This window comes from Aeromonas sp. 603079, assembly GCF_049172135.1.
GTDB lineage: Bacteria > Pseudomonadota > Gammaproteobacteria > Enterobacterales > Aeromonadaceae > Aeromonas > Aeromonas veronii.
In genome coordinates this window covers 102,865-120,085 of record NZ_JAAKPX010000013.1, presented here as the reverse complement: position 1 = coordinate 120,085, position 17,221 = coordinate 102,865, and the positions used below count along the sequence as shown (strand labels likewise).

The 17,221-nt window shown below is 61.2% G+C and carries 16 protein-coding genes; 7 read left to right on the top strand and 9 right to left on the bottom strand.

What is annotated here, in order from left to right:
• The first annotated feature begins 108 nt into the window (after nucleotides 1–108).
• Nucleotides 109–1,002 (top strand): VirK/YbjX family protein, encoded by an 894-nt coding sequence (locus G5287_RS11695; protein WP_421231327.1) that lies wholly within the window; start codon nucleotides 109–111, stop codon nucleotides 1,000–1,002.
• Nucleotides 1,003–1,071: 69 nt separating this feature from the next.
• Here the strand turns inward: G5287_RS11695 and G5287_RS11690 are convergent, their stop codons facing one another.
• The 8 genes from G5287_RS11690 to G5287_RS11655 form a co-directional block, all read right to left on the bottom strand.
• Nucleotides 1,072–1,998 (bottom strand): L,D-transpeptidase family protein, encoded by a 927-nt coding sequence (locus tag G5287_RS11690; RefSeq protein ID WP_005354531.1) that lies wholly within the window; start codon nucleotides 1,996–1,998, stop codon nucleotides 1,072–1,074.
• Between the two features lie 187 nt (nucleotides 1,999–2,185).
• Entirely contained in the window at nucleotides 2,186–3,427 is a 1,242-nt protein-coding gene (locus G5287_RS11685; RefSeq protein ID WP_058059635.1) for a mechanosensitive ion channel family protein, read from the bottom strand.
• A gap of 143 nt (nucleotides 3,428–3,570) precedes the next feature.
• A complete protein-coding gene (locus G5287_RS11680; protein WP_064335519.1) occupies nucleotides 3,571–4,770 on the bottom strand; it encodes an acetate kinase in 1,200 nt (399 codons plus the stop codon).
• A 221-nt stretch (nucleotides 4,771–4,991) separates the two neighbouring features.
• The gene (locus tag G5287_RS11675; RefSeq protein WP_019445320.1) at nucleotides 4,992–5,462 is read right to left on the bottom strand and encodes a YhcH/YjgK/YiaL family protein; all 471 of its coding nucleotides are present in this window, start codon (nucleotides 5,460–5,462) and stop codon (nucleotides 4,992–4,994) included.
• Between the two features lie 314 nt (nucleotides 5,463–5,776).
• Nucleotides 5,777–6,883, bottom strand: a complete 1,107-nt coding sequence (locus G5287_RS11670) for a 1-acyl-sn-glycerol-3-phosphate acyltransferase (RefSeq protein WP_005362790.1) — start codon at nucleotides 6,881–6,883, stop codon at nucleotides 5,777–5,779.
• A gap of 130 nt (nucleotides 6,884–7,013) precedes the next feature.
• On the bottom strand, nucleotides 7,014–7,712 hold the full coding sequence (locus G5287_RS11665; RefSeq protein ID WP_042084525.1) for an aspartate/glutamate racemase family protein: 699 nt from the start codon (nucleotides 7,710–7,712) through the stop codon (nucleotides 7,014–7,016).
• Nucleotides 7,713–7,838: 126 nt separating this feature from the next.
• Nucleotides 7,839–8,429 (bottom strand): LysE family translocator, encoded by a 591-nt coding sequence (locus G5287_RS11660; RefSeq protein WP_139430473.1) that lies wholly within the window; start codon nucleotides 8,427–8,429, stop codon nucleotides 7,839–7,841.
• 125 nt (nucleotides 8,430–8,554) lie between these two features.
• Entirely contained in the window at nucleotides 8,555–9,151 is a 597-nt protein-coding gene (locus G5287_RS11655; RefSeq protein WP_040068356.1) for a LysE family translocator, read from the bottom strand.
• A gap of 116 nt (nucleotides 9,152–9,267) precedes the next feature.
• Here G5287_RS11655 and G5287_RS11650 point away from each other — a divergent pair, with 116 nt between their 5' ends.
• The 3 genes from G5287_RS11650 (at nucleotide 9,268) to G5287_RS11640 (ending at nucleotide 12,953) form a co-directional block, all read left to right on the top strand.
• Nucleotides 9,268–10,644: a PLP-dependent aminotransferase family protein gene (locus tag G5287_RS11650; RefSeq protein WP_421231326.1), complete on the top strand. Its 1,377-nt coding sequence runs from the start codon at nucleotides 9,268–9,270 to the stop codon at nucleotides 10,642–10,644.
• A gap of 54 nt (nucleotides 10,645–10,698) precedes the next feature.
• Nucleotides 10,699–11,166 carry a hypothetical protein gene (locus G5287_RS11645; protein WP_421231325.1) on the top strand — a complete coding sequence of 156 codons (468 nt, stop codon included), beginning with the start codon at nucleotides 10,699–10,701 and terminating at the stop codon, nucleotides 11,164–11,166.
• A 125-nt stretch (nucleotides 11,167–11,291) separates the two neighbouring features.
• Nucleotides 11,292–12,953 (top strand): hypothetical protein, encoded by a 1,662-nt coding sequence (locus tag G5287_RS11640; RefSeq protein ID WP_421231324.1) that lies wholly within the window; start codon nucleotides 11,292–11,294, stop codon nucleotides 12,951–12,953.
• 152 nt (nucleotides 12,954–13,105) lie between these two features.
• On the opposite strand, the gene G5287_RS11635 is transcribed toward G5287_RS11640, so the two are convergent.
• Complete coding sequence (locus tag G5287_RS11635) at nucleotides 13,106–13,519, bottom strand: CBS domain-containing protein (protein ID WP_227341361.1); 414 nt, start codon at nucleotides 13,517–13,519, stop codon at nucleotides 13,106–13,108.
• Nucleotides 13,520–13,673: 154 nt separating this feature from the next.
• Between G5287_RS11635 and G5287_RS11630 the strand changes: the two genes are divergently transcribed.
• Genes G5287_RS11630 through G5287_RS11620 form a run of 3 tightly spaced genes read left to right on the top strand, consistent with a single transcriptional unit; the run spans nucleotide 13,674 to nucleotide 16,886 of the window.
• The gene (locus G5287_RS11630; RefSeq protein WP_043821646.1) at nucleotides 13,674–15,584 is read left to right on the top strand and encodes an ABC transporter ATP-binding protein; all 1,911 of its coding nucleotides are present in this window, start codon (nucleotides 13,674–13,676) and stop codon (nucleotides 15,582–15,584) included.
• Nucleotides 15,577–16,038, top strand: a complete 462-nt coding sequence (locus G5287_RS11625) for a DUF2390 domain-containing protein (protein WP_005343337.1) — start codon at nucleotides 15,577–15,579, stop codon at nucleotides 16,036–16,038. The genes G5287_RS11630 and G5287_RS11625 overlap by 8 nt, the downstream gene beginning before the upstream one ends.
• Entirely contained in the window at nucleotides 16,032–16,886 is an 855-nt protein-coding gene (locus G5287_RS11620; protein ID WP_421231323.1) for a 23S rRNA (adenine(2030)-N(6))-methyltransferase RlmJ, read from the top strand. The genes G5287_RS11625 and G5287_RS11620 overlap by 7 nt, the downstream gene beginning before the upstream one ends.
• Nucleotides 16,887–17,221: the final 335 nt, after the last annotated feature.

The window sequence follows — 17,221 nt, the reverse complement described above, 5'->3', positions numbered from 1 at the left end:
ACTGAGCGTTATGTTTTCACATTTTGTTACTATCCATTTTTTTACAAGCCAGCGCCCCGCTCCTACACTCCCCGCCCTGTCTCATCACACCAGTCAAAGGTCGGCACCATGTCATCTCATCTGTCACACCTGCGAACCCTCGCCCGCCGCCTTCACCCGGTGGAGGAGTCGGGTCATCTCATCCGACGGGCCAAGTATGTGGGGCGTCTCTGGCTCAATCCCGGCGCCCGCGCCCTCTATCGCCAGCAGCAGGAGCAACCGCTGCTGGCGCAGGCGATCAGCCGCTTCCCCGATATTCTGGAAAAGCCGATCCACCCCTATCGCCACAAGGGGCTCAGCAAGCGCCTGCGAGCCGGGCTTATCAGCGGCCACTACCAGCAGCTGGCACGTCAGCTGCCCAAGGCGCAACAGCTGGCAATCTACAGCGGGCACGGCCTGCTGCTGGCCCAATGGCAGAGCGACAAGCTGACGGCACCGCTGACCCTGCAACTGGATTACCAAACCCACATGGGCAAAGAGGGGGAGATGAGCCTGACCCTCAAGCTGGGTGACGCGGCCCTCTATTACATGGCCCTCAATCTACGCCCCGCGCCGAACCCGACCCTCGAGATCTGCTCGCTGCAGGGCGGCAAGGGGCAGAGCGAGGAGATCAAGCAGGTCACCAAGGCGTGCGGCGGGCTGCGCCCCATGTCCCTGCTGGTCTATATGGCCGCCGAGCTGGCCCGGGGGTTGGCGTGCAAGAGCCTGCTCGGGATCCGCACCCAAAGCCACGTCTATCAGAGCAGCAAACGCACCGCCGATCGGGTCAAGTTCGACCTCGACGGCTTGTGGCAGGAGCATCAGGGCTGTGTGCAGGATGAACTCTGGATGAGCCTGCCGCTGGAGGTACCCCGCAAGACGCTGGAGGAGATCCCCTCCCGCAAGCGGGCCAGCTACAAGGCGCGTTATCAGCTGCTCGATCAGCTCGGCAGCGAGCTGCAGAAAAATCTGCTGCGAAGCTGAGTCAGCCTAGCAGAAACAAAAAGGGCGAACAGCATGCTGTTCGCCCTTTGTCGTGACGGGGATTTGCCGTTAGCGGTTGATTGCCATCGGCATGCCGTTGCGCTGCTCCAGCGCCTGCTTCACCAACTGGGAGTCGCTGTCGGCGTGGGCAATGAAGCGGGTCACCGCCGGGGTCATCGGCAGCGGTGCCGGCAGCTTGGAGTTGAACTCCTCTTCGCTGCGCGACAGCGGCTGATGCACTTCCAGATAGCGGACACCGTTGGGCTCGAGAGAGGCCTTGATCGGCTGGTTGACGAACTGGACGCGAGTACCGACCGGTACCTGCTTGAACAGGTAGGCGATGTCGTCGTTGCGCAGACGCACACAACCGTGGCTCACCCGCAGGCCGATGCCGAAGTTGGCGTTGGTACCGTGGATGGCGTACATCTTGCCGATGTAGAGGGCAAACAGACCCATGGGGTTGTCCGGGCCGGCCGGCCATACCGCAGGCAAGCTCTCGCCACGGGCGGCATATTCGGCATGCATCTTGGCGGTCGGGGTCCAGGTCGGGCCCGCTTTCTTGCGCTGCACACTGGTCACCCAGTTTTCCGGAGTATCGGTACCGAGCTGGCCGATGCCAATGGGCAGCACTTCCACCACTTTTTTACCCTTGGGGTAGTAGTAGAGGCGCATCTCGGCCACGTTCAGCACGATCCCTTCACGGGGTGCATCCGGCAGGATCAGTTGCTGGGGGATCACCAGCTTCTCGCCGGTCTGTACCAGCAGGGGATCCGCATCGGGGTTGGCTTCGGTCATGTTGGTGAGCCCCAGCTGGAATTTGGCCGCAATGGCCTCCAGCGGCTGGCCGTTCTCTTCGGCCGGAACCACGTATTCCAGATTTTCCCCTACCAGACGGCTGTTGGCCGCAGGCAGAGCATATTCAACAGCGAAAACCGGCGCAGCGGTCAGCAGCAGGCTGTAGCAGAGTGTTGCCACACTATTGCGAAGGAGCTTCATAACTTTCCCATGATGATGACTTGAAGTGACGTCTCTGGGCTGGCAGCTGATCAAGAGAGGATCAGGGGCGCGAAGAGAAGGCCGCCATTTTTCTCCTCTGCACGGCAAATTTCAACTGACAAGTGGCGACGGGTCGATGATTAATATGCGGTTTTTTCCGCGTCCCCGACCCGTCCGGTTTCCCTGTTTATCCCCGTTGCCAGGCACGCATGTCGTAACCTGTGGGAGATTGATGCAACCGCAGATGAAATTGCTCAATGATGGCGAAGATATGGTCGAAAATATCGGCCTGGATCCCTTCGTAATCGGCCCATGCGGTGGTCGCGGTAAAGCAGTAAATTTCCAGCGGCAGACCGTCTGACGTGGGTGCCAGCTGGCGCACCATCAGGGTCATGTCCTTGCGAATGCCGGGGTGGGCACGCAGGTAGGCATCCAGATAGGCGCGCAGGGTGCCGAGGTTGGTGAGGTGACGGCCGTTGATGGGGCAGCTCAGGGCATCGCTCAGCTGCTGGTTGTAAGCGCTCAGCTCCTGCTCCTTGCGGCTGAGATAGGGAGCCAACAGTTGCGCCTGCTTGAGCTGCAACTGCTCATCGGCCGTCAGAAAGCGCACACTGGTCATGTCGATATTGACGCTGCGCTTGATGCGGCGGCCGCCCGACTCGGTCATCCCCTGCCAGTTCTTGAAAGAGTCGGAGATCAGGGCATAGGTGGGAATGGTGGTGATGGTCTTGTCCCAGTTCGACACCTTGACCGTGGTAAGCCCGATGTCGGTCACCTCGCCATCGGCGCCGTACTTGTCCATCTGCAGCCAGTCACCGACGCTCAGCATCCGGTTGGCGGAGAGCTGGATCCCCGCCACCAGCCCGAGGATGGGGTCCTTGAATACCAGCATCAGCACTGCGGTCATGGCACCCAGACCGCTGAACAGGAACAGCGGCGACTTGCCGAGCAGCAGGGCGATCATCAGGATGCCCACCAGAATGCTGCCTACCAGCTTGGCCCCCTGGAAGATGCCGCGCAGGGGCAAATCCCGACCAAGGCGGGTGTAACGGCTCACCGACAACAGGCAGTCAAGCAGGGCGAAGAAGGCCAGCAGCAGGAACAGCAAAATCCAGAGCTGGGCCACCATCTCGATAAGCTTGAGGCTATCCGATTGACGAGGCAGCCAGATCTCCGCCTGACCGAGTAGCACGGCCCCCTGCAAAACGAAGGCGAGCCGGTTGAAAAGGCGCTGTTGCAGCTGGGGCGGCAACCATACCTGCTTGGCCTTGCCGAGGATCCCCACCAGCCGGACCAGCAGCACCCGGTGCAGCGCCATATGCAGCAGCAACGAGGTGATGACGATAAAGCCCAGCGCGATCACCAGCGCCATCAGGCTGGTCACTTCCACCCCAAGGCCCGACAACCAGTTAAAAAACGCCTCTTTCATTGCTCTCTCCCGAACCGGGCAGCCCGCTGGCTGCAAAAACAGTGGTGGTCAGGGTACCGCTCCCCTCCCCCATGTCAAATCGGCATACGCCAGAAATGACAACGCCCGGCACAGGCCGGGCGTTGTTTCAAAGCGAGGCTGACTTAGCAGACCAGGCTCAGGGCATCGCGGGCGATGACCAGCTCTTCGTTGGTCGGGATCACCATGGCGCAACGGCTGTCGGCGGTGGTGATGCGACCTTCGCCACCCAGTACCGCGGCGTTGTTGGCCTCTTTGTCCACCTTGAAGCCGAACAGGGCCAGACGGTTCAGCACCATCTCGCGCACCATGGCGGCGTTCTCACCGATACCGCCGGTGAAGACCACGGCATCCAGACGACCGTCCATCGCAGCGGCATAGGCACCGACATACTTGGCCACACGGTAGGTGAAGACATCCAGCGCACGCTTGGCACCGGCGTCGGTAGCGTAGTTGGTGGTGACGTAGCGGCAGTCGCTGCTCGCTTCGGTCAGCCCCAGCAGACCGGACTCACGGGTCAGGGTGTGGTTGATCTGCTCCACGCTGTAACCGAGCTGGTCGTGCATGAAGAAGACCACGGCCGGATCGATATCGCCGGAGCGGGTACCCATCGCCAGACCTTCCAGCGGAGTCAGACCCATGGAGGTGTCAACGGATTCGCCGTTCTTGATGGCGCAGACAGAGGCACCGTTACCCAGGTGGCAGTTGATGATGTTCAGTTCATTCAACGGCTTGCCCAGCTCTTTTGCGGCTTCTTCCGCGATGTAGCGGTGAGAAGTACCGTGGGCACCGTAACGACGGATGCCGTGTTCGCGGTAGAGCTTGTGCGGCAGCGCATAGAGGTAGGCCTCTTGCGGCAGAGTCTGGTGGAAAGCGGTGTCGAACACGGCCACGTTCTTCTCGGACAGCTGCGGGAACACTTTCAGCGCGGCGCGAATACCGATGAGGTGGGCCGGGTTGTGCAGCGGGGCGAACGGAATGGCGGCTTCGATACCGGCGATCACGCCGTCATCAATGCGCACGGAGCGGGAGAACTGCTCGCCACCGTGTACGATTCGGTGACCGATGGCCACCAGTTGCTCGGCAAGAGTCGGATCCTGCGGCAGGATGTGACCCACGATATGGTCGAGGGCCTCCTGGTGAGCGGCACCCGCTCCCAGCATGGCTTCGCCCTTGACCCCGTGGAGTTTCCATTTGATACGTGCATCATCCAGATTGAAGCATTCGGCCAGGCCGGACAGCATGTCCTCACCTGTTTCGGCGTCCATTACGGCAAATTTCAGGGAAGAGCTACCGCAGTTAAGGATCAATACCAACTTGCTCATTTTCTACATCTTCCTGTGCTTCGGCTTTATGCCGACAGTGTCGTGTCATCCAAAAGAGGATGGGATTCCCCTGCCGGGGGCTTATGGTCGCAGGAGGGTGCGTCCAATTTTTCAATTCTTGCTCTTGAAAGAGTGATCGCAACTTGTGGTGCGTATCACTGGTTTCAATGCTTGCGAGCCTCAACGCATCAGCAGCACAGGGCTCGCCTCAATGGGAGTGCTCAGGCGATAGCCAGCAGATCCTTGTGTACCTTGACCACCAGCTTCTTCACCTTGGCGGGCTGGTTGAAGGTACAGAGCGGGCGGTGCAGCTCGCCCGGCCAGAAGATGGCGAAATCGCCCGGTTGCAGCGCCAAGTAGCTGGTCTGCTCGTCATCGACAAACCAGAGGTCGGGATGGGGATGGTCGGCGCCGTCGCTCACGTAGTCGTGGGGGCCCACACCTATCCACTCTTCACCGCGCAGTAGCAACTGGATATCGAGATACTGCTGATGGAATTCGCCACGGCGATCCGCGGCTGGCTCGGTCAGATCCTCGCTCACCAGACAGAACAGATTGAGGCCATCGATCTCGGTCTTGCCGAGCGGAGCGTCACCCCAGTGCGCCACGCTCTTCACCACCTCGGCCATGATGCGGGCCAGCGGGGCGGGCAGCGGCGTCCGCTGCAGGGTGTTCAGGCTACCGGTGATCATGGCGTCTGTTTCCTGTTAGGTATATCTGGGCGGCATCTTTGCCAGCCAATGAAAAAGGACCTGTGACAGGTCCTTCAATAATGCCGTCTGCAATCCGTGCAAACCGGTTTAGAGCTTTTGCTCATGTTCAGCTATATGGGCACTGTTACACACTCGTCAGCACCTTGCCAAGAGACATAATCCCATTTTCATAGTGATCGTACCAGCTGAAACCATATTATTCACCACCCTTTCCCCCTCGACTTTGACCAGACGCAAAAACGGGCGCATCAGCGCCCGTTTTTTTCGCAAAACCGTTTAACAACCGGTTTCATTCAAGCCTTTTTGGCGTTTTCCACCGGTTTGGCGTACATGGCCCGCCAGATCGCCTTGTGCTCTTCCGGCACCTCTGACTGACGGGTCAGGAAGGCCGCCTGCTCGATGGTATTGGCCTTGCCGGAGACATCTGCCGCCAGATAGTTGCTGGGGAACAGGTGGTAACTGCTCCAGATCGCCTTGTCGATCAGCGCGGCCAGTTCGTCCGGATCGCTGAAGCCCTCGGTAATGGGGGCGCCGAAAGAGACATGTACCCGCCCCTTCATGCCGACGATACCGGCGACAATGCTCTCGATATCTTCGAACTCGCCCTTCTCGTAGCTGCCGTTGACCGATTTCTCGTAGAGCTCGCGCGCCTTCGCCTTGTCGGTGGGGTCCAGCTCGTAGCTGATGCTGACCGGCACGATATTGAGGCTACGCATGTAGTCGACAAAGTCGATCTTCTGCTTCTTGCCGTCGACGTAGAACATCTTGAGGATGGCGGGATCTGTCTTGTCATCGCCATTCTTGGCGCGCCCTTCCTTCTGGGCAATCCAGATGGAGTGACCTTCGTGGACCGAGTTGCCAATATAGGCAGACAACTCGCCGAGCGCCTTCATCATCTCCCGCGGCCCCTTGGCGGAGCGTTTGACGATAAAGCTCTTGTTGAGCTTCATCAGCTCGGTGGCGCAGGGTTTGCGCAGCAGGTTGTCGCCGATGGCGATGCGCACGGTATCGAAACCGTGGGTGTGCAGCCCCCAGTTGACGAACGCCGGGTCCATGGCGATGTCTCTGTGGTTGGAGACAAACAGATAACCCTGCTCTTTCTTCAGATGCTCGATCCCGGAAAAGGTCACCCCCTTGGTGGAGGTGGCGATCATGCGGGACATGTACCGGGTGACCCCCATCTGGACCTGATGCACTGTGGTCACTTTTGACCATTTGCGGCGCAGGAACAGGCGGATCATCGGGCGGATGGCCCAACCCAACCAGCTCATCAGGGAACCGAAACGATACTTGGCGATGGCGCCGATAAATTCATCATCCTGGATCAGCCGTTCGATGGCTGCCGGCACTTCTTCATCGCGGTAGGGGCGAATATCCGCGAATCTATCTACTTCAGTCACAATGTCAGCCTTGCATGCTAGGAAACCGCCGCCAACCCGCGTTGGCCGGGGAAAATTCAGGGCGCAATTTTACACGCTTTTATGGCAAGGGGTATGAGACAAGCATGAATAGTGAGATCTGACCAGTTTATTAATCGGATGCCAGTGCCAGCGCGACCGCCGCTTCGGCATGGATGGCAGTGGTATCGTAGAGCGGCACTGCCGCCCGGGCATCCCCCACCAGCAGGGCAATCTCGGTGCAGCCGAGGATCACCGCCTCGGCACCCGCGGCCGCCAGCCCCTCGATAATGGCCAGATACTCGGCCCGCGATGATTCACGGATCTCCCCCAGACAGAGCTCGTCATAGATGATCCTGTGTACCCGCTCCCGCCCGGCCTCATCGGGTACCAGCACCGCCAACCCGAAGCGCTCCTGCAAGCGCCCCTTGTAAAAATCCTGCTCCATGGTGAAGCGGGTGCCGAGCAGGCCGACCCGGGTTATCCCGTCCGCCCGCAATTTGGCCGCGGTGGCATCGGCGATATGGAGCAGCGGGATATCGATGGCCGCCTCAATCTCGGGGGCCACCTTGTGCATGGTGTTGGTGCCGATCAGCAAGAAATCGGCGCCGCCATCCTGCAACTTGCGCGCCTCCGCCGCCAGCAGGCGGGCGGTAGCGGGCCAGTCACCGGCATGCTGCAACCTCTCGATACCGGCAAAGTCGACGCTATTGAGCAGCACCCGCGCCGAGTGCAAACCGCCAAGCTGTGCGCGCACCCCGCGGTTGAGCGCCTGATAGTAACTGACGGTGGACTCCCAGCTCATGCCACCCAGCAGACCGATACATTTCATATGAACTCCTTTTATCCCAAGGGAGGGCAGAACCACGCCACCTTGCAGGCAAGGCCACGCGGACGAGATAAAAAAGGCCCCGCAGGGCCAACAAGACAGCCGGTAAAGGCCCGGGTCAACCCCGGGCTAAATCCAGATCATCCCGACACAAGCGGCCGTCGCCAGCCCCATGCCAAGATTGAAACGCCGCCACCCCCGGGTTGTGCGAATGATTTGCCGCACCTGGGCGCCAAAAAGCACCCAGAACGCCCCGGTATAGAGGCCGGTAATAAAGAAGATCACCAGCACCCAGAGCGCGGAGGGCCAGTAAGCCTCCCCCGCCAGGGTGAAACCGCTGATGGCGGAGAGCGCCATCATCCATGCCTTGGGATTGAGTAGTTGCAGCATGGCCCCCTGATGAGCGGGAATGAGCGGCCGGTTGCCCTCGGCCGGGCCGCTGGCGGTCGCCACCTTCCACGCCAGCCAGAGCAGATATGCCGAACCGATAAGCTTGAGGCCATCGTGCAGCAGCGGCACCTTCTCGAACACCACGCCAAGCCCCAGCGCGGTGGCGAGGATCATCAGATTGATCCCCCCGACCACCCCCACCAGCAGGGGAATCGTGCGGCGAAAACCCTGCGCCGCCCCGGCGCTGGTGAGCAACATATTGTTGGGCCCCGGCGTGCCGCAGGTAACCAGGGCAAACCCCGCCAGGGGCAGTAACCAGTTCAGATCCATCTCAACCTCTTGTCGATGCAACGCCCCCGTTATGGGGAAAGCCTTCTAATATGCAGAGCCAACCCCGTGGCGACAAGTCAGAAATGCCTCTTTCTCGGCCACCTCCCCCATCGGCGCAACACGGCTCAATACCAGAGCATCACCACGCAGAGCGCCGTCAGCAGACCGAGGGAGCCGTTGAGTCGCCGCCAGCCCCGATCCGAGCTTATCCAGTTGCTCAGCTGATGGCCGAACAGCACCCAGACAAAGCAGACCGGCAGGGCCACCAGCGCAAACATGACCATCACCGCCAGCTGACTCGACCAGTAACTGGCGCCGGGCAGGCTGAACAGACTGATGGCGGAGATCCCCATCATCCACGCCTTGGGATTGAGGAACTGAAAGCCCAGCCCCTCCAGCATGGTTAGCGGGCGGGCCCTCCGGGCCGGATCCCCCGGCGCACCAGCCACCGCGATACGCCACGCCAGCCACAGCAGATAGAGGCTGCCGAAGATCTGCAAACCGAGGCGCAGCAGGGGCCAGCGCTCGAACAGCGGATAGAGCCCCAGCGCCAGCACCAGTTGCAACACCGGCTGCCCCAATCCGACCCCAAGCAGATGTGGCAGGGTGCGGCGCACCCCGAAGTTGGCGCCGGAAGCCGTCAGCATCAGGTTGTTGGGCCCCGGCGTACCGCAGGTGAGTACGGCAAAACCGAACAGGGTGACATACCACTCCATCGTCATATTGTGACTCCTTGCTTGCCACATTGTATCGATACAATGCGTGCTATTTGGTTGTTATCAGGTTGAAATTCACGCTATATTGACAACAAATTTTGATCAATGGATTTATTGTCACCATGACAATCTGGACGCCCGACCTTACGGCCTTCGATGGCCCCCTCTACCTCAAGCTGGTCAAAGCGATCGAACAGGGGATCGCGAATGGCGAGCTGCCACCGCAGACCCGATTGCCCACCCACCGATCCCTGGCGGATCGTCTGGGTGTCACCGTTGGCACCGTCACTCGCGCCTACAGCGAGGCGGAGCGGCGCGGCCTGCTGGCCGCCCGGGTGGGCCACGGCACCTGGGTCAAGGGAGCGAACACGGATCCCGCCAATGAGTGGGTGATCCGCCAGGAGGAGGGGCACCGCATCGAGCTGTGGCAGAACCTGCCGGTGCAGCTGGATCGGGCGGCCATCATTCGCCCCATGCTGGGGGAAGTGGCGGACGGGGATCTCAACGCCCTGCTCGGCTACGACAAGGAGGCGGGACGACCGGATCAGCGCCAGCAGTTCGTCGACTGGCTGGCGGAGCAAGGGGTGGCCTGCAGTGAGGATCGCCTGCTATTCAGCCACGGCGCCCAGCACGGCATCATGCTGGCGCTGCTGGCGACCAATTGCGTGGGGGAGACCATCCTGTGCGAGGGGCTGAGCTACCCCGGTATGCTGGGTAACGCTCGCCAGCTGAAGAATCAGGTGGTGGGACTGGCGATGGACGAGGAGGGGCTGCTGCCCGAGGCACTGGACGCCGCCTGCCGTACCCGCCGGGCCAAGCTGCTCTACCTCACCCCGACCCTGCAAAACCCCACCACCGCCATCATGAGTCTGGCGCGGCGGGAGGCCATCGTCGCCATCGCCCGTCGCCACGATCTGCTGATCATCGAGGATGACGTCAATGGCCTGCTGCCCCAGCAACCTGTGATCCCTCTGGTCAATCTGGCGCCGGAGCGGGTCATCTATCTGGGCAGTCTGGCCAAGATCGCCTGCGGCGGCCTGCGGGTCGGCTTCGTGCTGACGCCCCCTGCCCTGCGCAGCGCCTTCGCCCAGACCATGCGGCTGTCGAGCTGGATGGTGAGTCCGCTGCTGATCGAGCTCGCCTGCAAAATGGTCAGTCAGCGCCAGATCATGCCGCTGGTCGAGCAGCAGCGGGAGATCCTCAAGCGCCGTGGCGAACTGCTGCGCCACCTGCTGCCCGCCGCCCGCTGGCAGCCGGGCAGCATGCACGCCTGGCTGCCGCTGCCTGAGCCCTGGCGCAGCCAGCAGTTTGCTGCCGCCGCCGATGCCCTTGACGTTGGCGTGGCGAGCGGGGAACACTTCGCCGCCGGTCAGTTTGCCGCTCCGCAAGGGGTGCGCCTGAGCCTGAGCCAACCCGCCACCGACGCCCGGGTCGGCGAGGGGCTGGCCCGTCTGGCCCAACTGCTGCAGGGGACGCCCCCCAGCAATCCCCTGCTGTAGTCAGGGCCAGCAGACCTGACCTTCACGCTTCATCGTCATAGCCAAGGAGATGCCGTGCCCCCCATCAGAGCCGCCCTGCTGCTTGCCACCCTGTTGCTGGGTGGCTGCGCCTCGTCAACGACCCACCAGCAGCTGGGGGCTGCGCTCAATGGACTGGAAGGGGAGTTGCAACGACTGGAAGAGGAGCTGGCGGCGATGAATGGCCTGCACTATCAAAAGGCGATCGATGCGCCGCTCAGTTTGCGCCGTGCACTCGGGGCGCCGCAGCCCACCCCAGAGGGGCTGGTGCCAGTGACCAGCAAGCTGGAAGATGGGCCACTCCTGCGCTATCAATACCGACTGCCAGCGGGGATGGCGAGCCTACCTCAGGACAACCTCTGCCAGCGCTACGAGTTCGAGCTGCGCCATCTGGGCCGCCTCGGCAAGCTCGAAGTCAGCTGGCAAGGGAAACTAGGGAGTGGTTCACACCTGATCCGTCAAACAGAGTGTGTCTTTCTCACCGGGGTACATGGCTCCCGGTAACCACCTATAGTGCCCTCTCCCTTCCCGCGCTGACTACTGTCACTTTTCCTCCCTCCGCAGAGTTGTCGCTATGTTCCTCTTGGGTCTACTCTGATCTACTCGTGGAGTATTGAAAGGACGCGTGCATGACGATACTGCTGCTCGAAGAGGATCCCCTGCTCCGTAGCGCCATCACCAGAGAACTGACCGAACAGGGTATTCCTGCTGAACGGATCCACCACCACAGCCATCCGGGTCAGGAACGCAGCGGTCTGCTCACCCTGCTGCAACAACAGCCATTCGATGCCATTGTCTGCCAGCAAAATAGAAAACTGGGCCATGACGGCGCCCGCCTGCTGCATGAGGCACACTACCTCGGCCTGCTGCAACCCGCCTGCGTCCTGTTGTTGCTGGATGCGGACCAGAACGAGCAGGATTTTCTCCCCTCGGACCTCTACTTCTCCCTCCATCTGCCACTCCCCTTCATGGCAGGAGAGCTCACGACTGTGCTCAAGCAGTTGGCACAACTGAGCAAAATGACCCACACCCTCGCCCCTCCGGCCCTGCTGCGGGAGTGGAAACTGGCGACCGCACTCTGTGAAGACCTGCTCTATCAACGGGACAACCGCCCCCTTGCCCCCTGGCTGGATCGGTTCAAGGGCTACCTGCTGCTGCAATCCAGCGAACAGCTCACTGCCGCTCAGCATTATGCCCTCTGCGCCAACGAGTATCGGGCAAGCTGGCCAAGGGTCGGACTGTTTTACGCCATGTTGGGATTGGGCAAACTGCAGAGTGCCGAAACTGACTTGCAGCGTCATCAGGCCATATTGCCGACCGCCACCCGACTGGAGCTGCAACTCGCCAGCCAGCTGCACCAACATCAGTGGCAGGCAGCCTGGGAGACCATGGTGCAGCTGCAGCAAGTCCGCCCTCATCAACCACGCTGGCATCAGCTGGCCATGATTCTGGGACTGTTACAGCAAGACGAGAGGAAGGTACTGGAACAAGCCTGCACCCTGAATCTTCACTATTTCAGTGAGCTGCGCGTCCGGTTGGCCATCGACCACTTCATGATCAATGCCATGCTGGCGGTACTGTGGCATGCACCGTCCAGCAACCGGATCCGCTCCCTGAAACAGGAGTGGACCCACCTGCAGCGAACAGTGAACCTGCCTCCCCAGGAGTACGAGCTGCTGCAAGCACTGATGCAGGGACTGGATTACTGCTTCGACGAGGCGTTGATCCTGATCGCCCACCATCAACCCAACCAGGCGAGCGAGAACCATCTCACCCTGTTGTTGGGCTTTGCCGTCTGTCAGTTTTGTGGCCTGCCCCATCATGCCCAGCGTTATCTCGCCCAACTGGCACACTACCGTGACCGTGTCGCGCCCCACCCACTGACCCGTAAACTGTTTCACCATCTGCTAACGGAACTGGGCCAACGGTTGACGACGCGGGAGCAGCGCCTGACCAGCTTGCGCCAGACCCGCCATCAGGGGATACAAAAAGGTGATTATCAACTGGCTCTGCAGGCCGGCTTGCAGTTGCTGGAGGAGTTCCCTGCCCTGCCCGGCGATGCCTGGCAATTGCTGGAACTGCTGCAACACAGCTGGCCGACGGGCATGGCTGCCCCTAAGGTAGCGCTGCTGGTCGATACCCTGGAGCGGCGCCTCAAGCACAGCCCTGCGTTTCTGGATCAACATGCCCAGCAGTACCAGCGTACTCTGCAGGAGATCCGCACCCACTTGCAGCCGCACCTCTCCGGCAGTGGCCCATCCAGCCTGGCCAAGGGGCCCCCGGAGTCATGATGAAGCAGCAGGGGGTGCACTTACCTGCGCCACCAGCCACCACATAGAGAGAGGGGAGCCTTGGCTCCCCTCTATTCATTTCGTGTACCCTTATGGCCCTCAAGGACGGGCACAAGCAGCTACGGTGACAGATGACTGTTATGTACCCGGGCTCAGCCCAGTGCATCACTCTCCAGCGCCGCCTTGAGAAAATCTTTCCAGCTGATGATGCCGACCAGGGCGCCATTCTCCAGCACCGGCAGGCAGGAGACCCCCTTCTCCAGCATCAGCTTGACGCCGTCGCGCACGGTGAGATGGGGAGCGATGGTGACGAGCTGACGACTCATGATCTGGTGGGCCCGCTTGTTGAGGGTTTCGGTATCGCGGCTCATCTCGGCTTCGGAGTCGAGATAGGGGCTGATGGCGCGGAACAGATCCCGATCCGAGATAACTCCTACCAGCTCCTCCTCTTCCAGCACCAGCAGGTGGCGAAAGTGTGCCTGCTCGAAGATATCCCTGATGACTCGGAGTCGATCATCCATTGAAACGGTGGCGACCCGGGTCGTCATAATATCCCTGATATGCATGCTAACCTCCCGTAACCAAACTGGTTTCTCTGTTATGGCATGTTTTTGCAGCGCCAGCCAGTGGCCAGCCCTTCGCTACAGTGCAAATCAGCGTCATTTCACGTAAGATCCGCGCCAGTTTTTCTCCTCCATTTTGAGCAAGCAGATCCCACCCATGATAGTTGCCAGTCAAATCGAACTGATCCGCGGCGGCCGCAAGCTGCTGGACAACGCCTCCGCCACCATTCACCCCGGCCACAAAGTGGGTCTGGTGGGCAAAAACGGCTGTGGCAAGTCCACCTTTTTTGCACTGGTACGGGGCGAGCTGGCCATCGACAGCGGTACCTTCAGCCTGCCCGCTGGCTGGCAGATTGCGGGCGTCGCGCAGGAGACCCCGGCGCTCGACTGCTCCGCGCTCGAGTATGTGATCGACGGCGACAAGGAGTTCCGCTCGCTGGAAGCCCAGCTGGTACAGGCCGAGCAGGATGACAATGGTCTGCTGGTGGCCGAGCTGCACGGCCGCCTCGATACCATCGGCGCCTACAGCATTCGCGCCCGCGCCGCCGAACTGCTGCACGGCCTCGGTTTCAGCGACGAGCAGCTCAGCTCGCCGGTGCGCAGCTTCTCCGGTGGCTGGCGCATGCGCCTCAACCTCGCTCAGGCGCTGCTCTGCCGCTCCGATCTGCTGCTGCTGGATGAGCCGACCAACCACCTGGATCTCGATGCGGTGATCTGGCTGGAGAAGTGGCTCAAGGGCTATCAGGGCACGCTGGTGCTCATCTCTCACGACCGCGATTTCCTCGATTCGGTCATCAGCCGCATCATCCATATCGAGAACGGCAAGCTCAACGAATACACCGGCGGCTACTCCGACTTCGAACTGCAGCGCGCCGAACATCTGGCCCAGCAGCAGTCCATGTACGAGAAGCAGCAGCGGGAGATGTCCCACATGCAGGCGTATGTGGATCGCTTCCGCTACAAGGCCTCCAAGGCCCGTCAGGCCCAGAGCCGCCTGAAAGCGATGGAGCGGATGGAGAAGATCCTGCCCGCCCACGCCGACTCCGAGTTCAGCTTCGAGTTTCGCGAGCCGTCGGCCCTGCCGACCCCGCTCATCGCCATGGAAAACCTCTCTGCCGGTTACGGTGACAAGGTGATCCTGGAGAAGATCAAACTCAATCTGGTACCGGGTTCGCGCATCGGTCTGCTCGGTCGCAACGGCGCCGGTAAGTCCACCTTTATCAAGATGCTGTCGGGCTCCAACCCGCCGCTGTCGGGCAAGCTCGAAGTGAGCGCCGGGGTGAGCATCGGCTACTTCGCTCAGCATCAGCTGGAGACCCTGCGTCTCGACGATTCCCCGCTCGATCATCTGGCCCGCCTCGCGCCGGACAAGACCGAGCAGGAGCTGCGCAACTATCTGGGCAGCTTCGGTTTTCACGGTGACAAGGCGCTCGACAAAGTAGCCCCCTTCTCTGGCGGCGAAAAGGCGCGGCTGGTGCTGGCGCTGATCACCTGGCAAAAACCCAACCTGCTGCTGCTGGATGAACCGACCAACCACCTGGATCTGGAGATGCGCCACGCCCTCACCATGGCGCTGCAAGGCTTCGAAGGGGCCATGGTAGTGGTCTCCCACGACCGTCACCTGCTGCGCACCACCACAGATGACTTCTATCTGGTGCACGGTGGCCGGGTCGAGCCGTTCGACGGCGATCTGGACGACTACCACAAGTGGCTCGGCGAGCAGGAGAAAGAGGCCAACGCCAAGCCGGCCGATGGCCCGGTCTCCGCCAACTCGGCGGTGGCTCGCAAGGATCAGAAGCGGCGCGAGGCGGAGTTCCGCCAGCAAACCCGTCCCCTGCGCCAGAAGCTGGAAAAGCTCGAAGCGAGCATGGAGAAGCTGCAGGGCAAGCTGGCCGACATCGAGAGCCAGCTGGCCGACCCCGCCATCTACGAAGAGAGCGCTAAAACCAAGCTCTCCGAACTGCTCAAATCCCAGGGCCCCCTCAAGGAGCAGCTGGAAGAGGTAGAGCTGGAGTGGATGAGCCTCTCCGAAGAGCTGGAAACCATGGAGCAAGCCTTCTTTGCGTGACGAACAGCTGATGGCCAGCGAGCGGGTCGCGGTACACGAATTGCCGACCCCGATCGGCTTCTGGCACTGGAGCGGCAAGGTCTATGGTGAGCGCAGCCAGGATTGGCTCACCGTGCAGGAGCAGGGGGGCAACGTCAATCTCGCGCTGCTGCTGCACCGGCTCGATCAGCTCGGCATCGTGGTCGATCTGACCGACCTGCAACCGGCGCTGGTGCAGACCGAAGCGGTGCTGACCCCGTGGCGCGCCCTGCGCCAGAGCGCCAAGACGCGACTCGACGAGCAGCAGTATCAGTCGATGCTGGCCCACGAGCTGGAGCTGGAGCGGCTGCAACAGGGCGTCCTGTTGCAGACCCTGCGCAGCCTCTCCCTGTTTCGCGGCAACAGCCGCAATTTGTTGAACTATCTATCGTTACTGGGTGCCCAGCAGGGCCCCCTCAGAGATCTAATATGCTGAGCTACCGCCACGCCTTTCACGCCGGCAACCATGCCGACGTGCTGAAACACGCCGTTCAGGCCCTGATCATCGAGTCCCTCAAGAAGAAGGAGAAACCCTTCATCGTGCTGGACACCCATGCCGGTGGCGGTCTCTACGACCTGCGCGGCGACTGGTCCCAGAAGAAGGCCGAGTATGCCGACGGCATCGGCCGCCTGTGGGACGAGCGGGCCCAATGGTCTGCCATGGCCCCCTATCTCGGTGTTATCGAGGAGATGAACCAGAACGGCGAGTTGCACTACTACCCCGGCTCGCCGGAGCTCTCTCGCCGCCTCGCCCGCGAGCAGGACAAGCTGGCGCTGATGGAGCTGCACAACAACGAAGTGGACGATCTGCGCGCCAACATGGGTTACGACCCTCGCGTCGCCGTCCACCACCGTGACGGCTTCGAGGGGCTGATCGCCCTGCTGCCACCGACCCCGCGCCGCGGGCTGGTGCTGATCGACCCGCCTTATGAGCTCAAAGAAGATTACTTCGCCGTGGTCGACACCCTGAAAAAGGCGCAGAAACGCTGGGCGACCGGCATCTACGCCCTCTGGTATCCCATCCTCGGGCAGGAGGCGGACAAATCCCGCGACATGCTGCGTGCCATCAAGCGGGAAAACTTCGGCAACGTGCTGGTGGCCGAGCTGGAAGTGGCCGGTCAGACTGCCGACTGGGGCATGAACGGCTCAGGCATGCTGATCATCAGCCCGCCCTGGATGCTGGACGAGCAGATTGAAGCCTTCCTCAAACCGCTCTGTGCCAAGCTGGCGCAGGGTGCCGGTGCCCAATACAAGGTCGAGTGGCTCAACAAGGTCGAAGAGTAAACCTGCACCAGCCCGCTCTGGCGCCCGGTCAACGCGCCAGCAAGTCGCTCACCCAAACCGTTCACAGTGGCGGCATGGCCAGCAAAGAGAAGCCCCGTTCAGGGGCTTCTTGTTTTTTTACCCGCTACCGCTTTACCCACCCACTCTTTCCCCACTAACGGTTTTCCTCACCATTTTCCTCACCAATGGCAGCACCCGCCCCATTTGCACACCAGATCAGTCGTTATTGACTAATTAGCCGATCCAGATCAGAAATCGGCCATCTGGTCCTTTCCCTCCGCCTACCCGCCGCTAATATACCCGATTGGCAACAAAGCCTCGTAGGAGTCACCCCA

Excerpts from the sequence above, each read along its gene's own strand:
- G5287_RS11695 (WP_421231327.1), top strand. The coding sequence starts at position 109 with ATGTCATCTCATCTGTCACACCTGCGAACCCTCGCCCGCCGCCTTCAC.
- G5287_RS11690 (WP_005354531.1), bottom strand. The coding sequence starts at position 1,998 with ATGAAGCTCCTTCGCAATAGTGTGGCAACACTCTGCTACAGCCTGCTG.
- G5287_RS11685 (WP_058059635.1), bottom strand. The coding sequence starts at position 3,427 with ATGAAAGAGGCGTTTTTTAACTGGTTGTCGGGCCTTGGGGTGGAAGTG.
- G5287_RS11680 (WP_064335519.1), bottom strand. The coding sequence starts at position 4,770 with ATGAGCAAGTTGGTATTGATCCTTAACTGCGGTAGCTCTTCCCTGAAA.
- G5287_RS11675 (WP_019445320.1), bottom strand. The coding sequence starts at position 5,462 with ATGATCACCGGTAGCCTGAACACCCTGCAGCGGACGCCGCTGCCCGCC.
- G5287_RS11665 (WP_042084525.1), bottom strand. The coding sequence starts at position 7,712 with ATGAAATGTATCGGTCTGCTGGGTGGCATGAGCTGGGAGTCCACCGTC.
- G5287_RS11660 (WP_139430473.1), bottom strand. The coding sequence starts at position 8,429 with ATGGATCTGAACTGGTTACTGCCCCTGGCGGGGTTTGCCCTGGTTACC.
- G5287_RS11655 (WP_040068356.1), bottom strand. The coding sequence starts at position 9,151 with ATGACGATGGAGTGGTATGTCACCCTGTTCGGTTTTGCCGTACTCACC.
- G5287_RS11650 (WP_421231326.1), top strand. The coding sequence starts at position 9,268 with ATGACAATCTGGACGCCCGACCTTACGGCCTTCGATGGCCCCCTCTAC.
- G5287_RS11640 (WP_421231324.1), top strand. The coding sequence starts at position 11,292 with ATGACGATACTGCTGCTCGAAGAGGATCCCCTGCTCCGTAGCGCCATC.
- G5287_RS11635 (WP_227341361.1), bottom strand. The coding sequence starts at position 13,519 with ATGCATATCAGGGATATTATGACGACCCGGGTCGCCACCGTTTCAATG.
- G5287_RS11630 (WP_043821646.1), top strand. The coding sequence starts at position 13,674 with ATGATAGTTGCCAGTCAAATCGAACTGATCCGCGGCGGCCGCAAGCTG.
- G5287_RS11620 (WP_421231323.1), top strand. The coding sequence starts at position 16,032 with ATGCTGAGCTACCGCCACGCCTTTCACGCCGGCAACCATGCCGACGTG.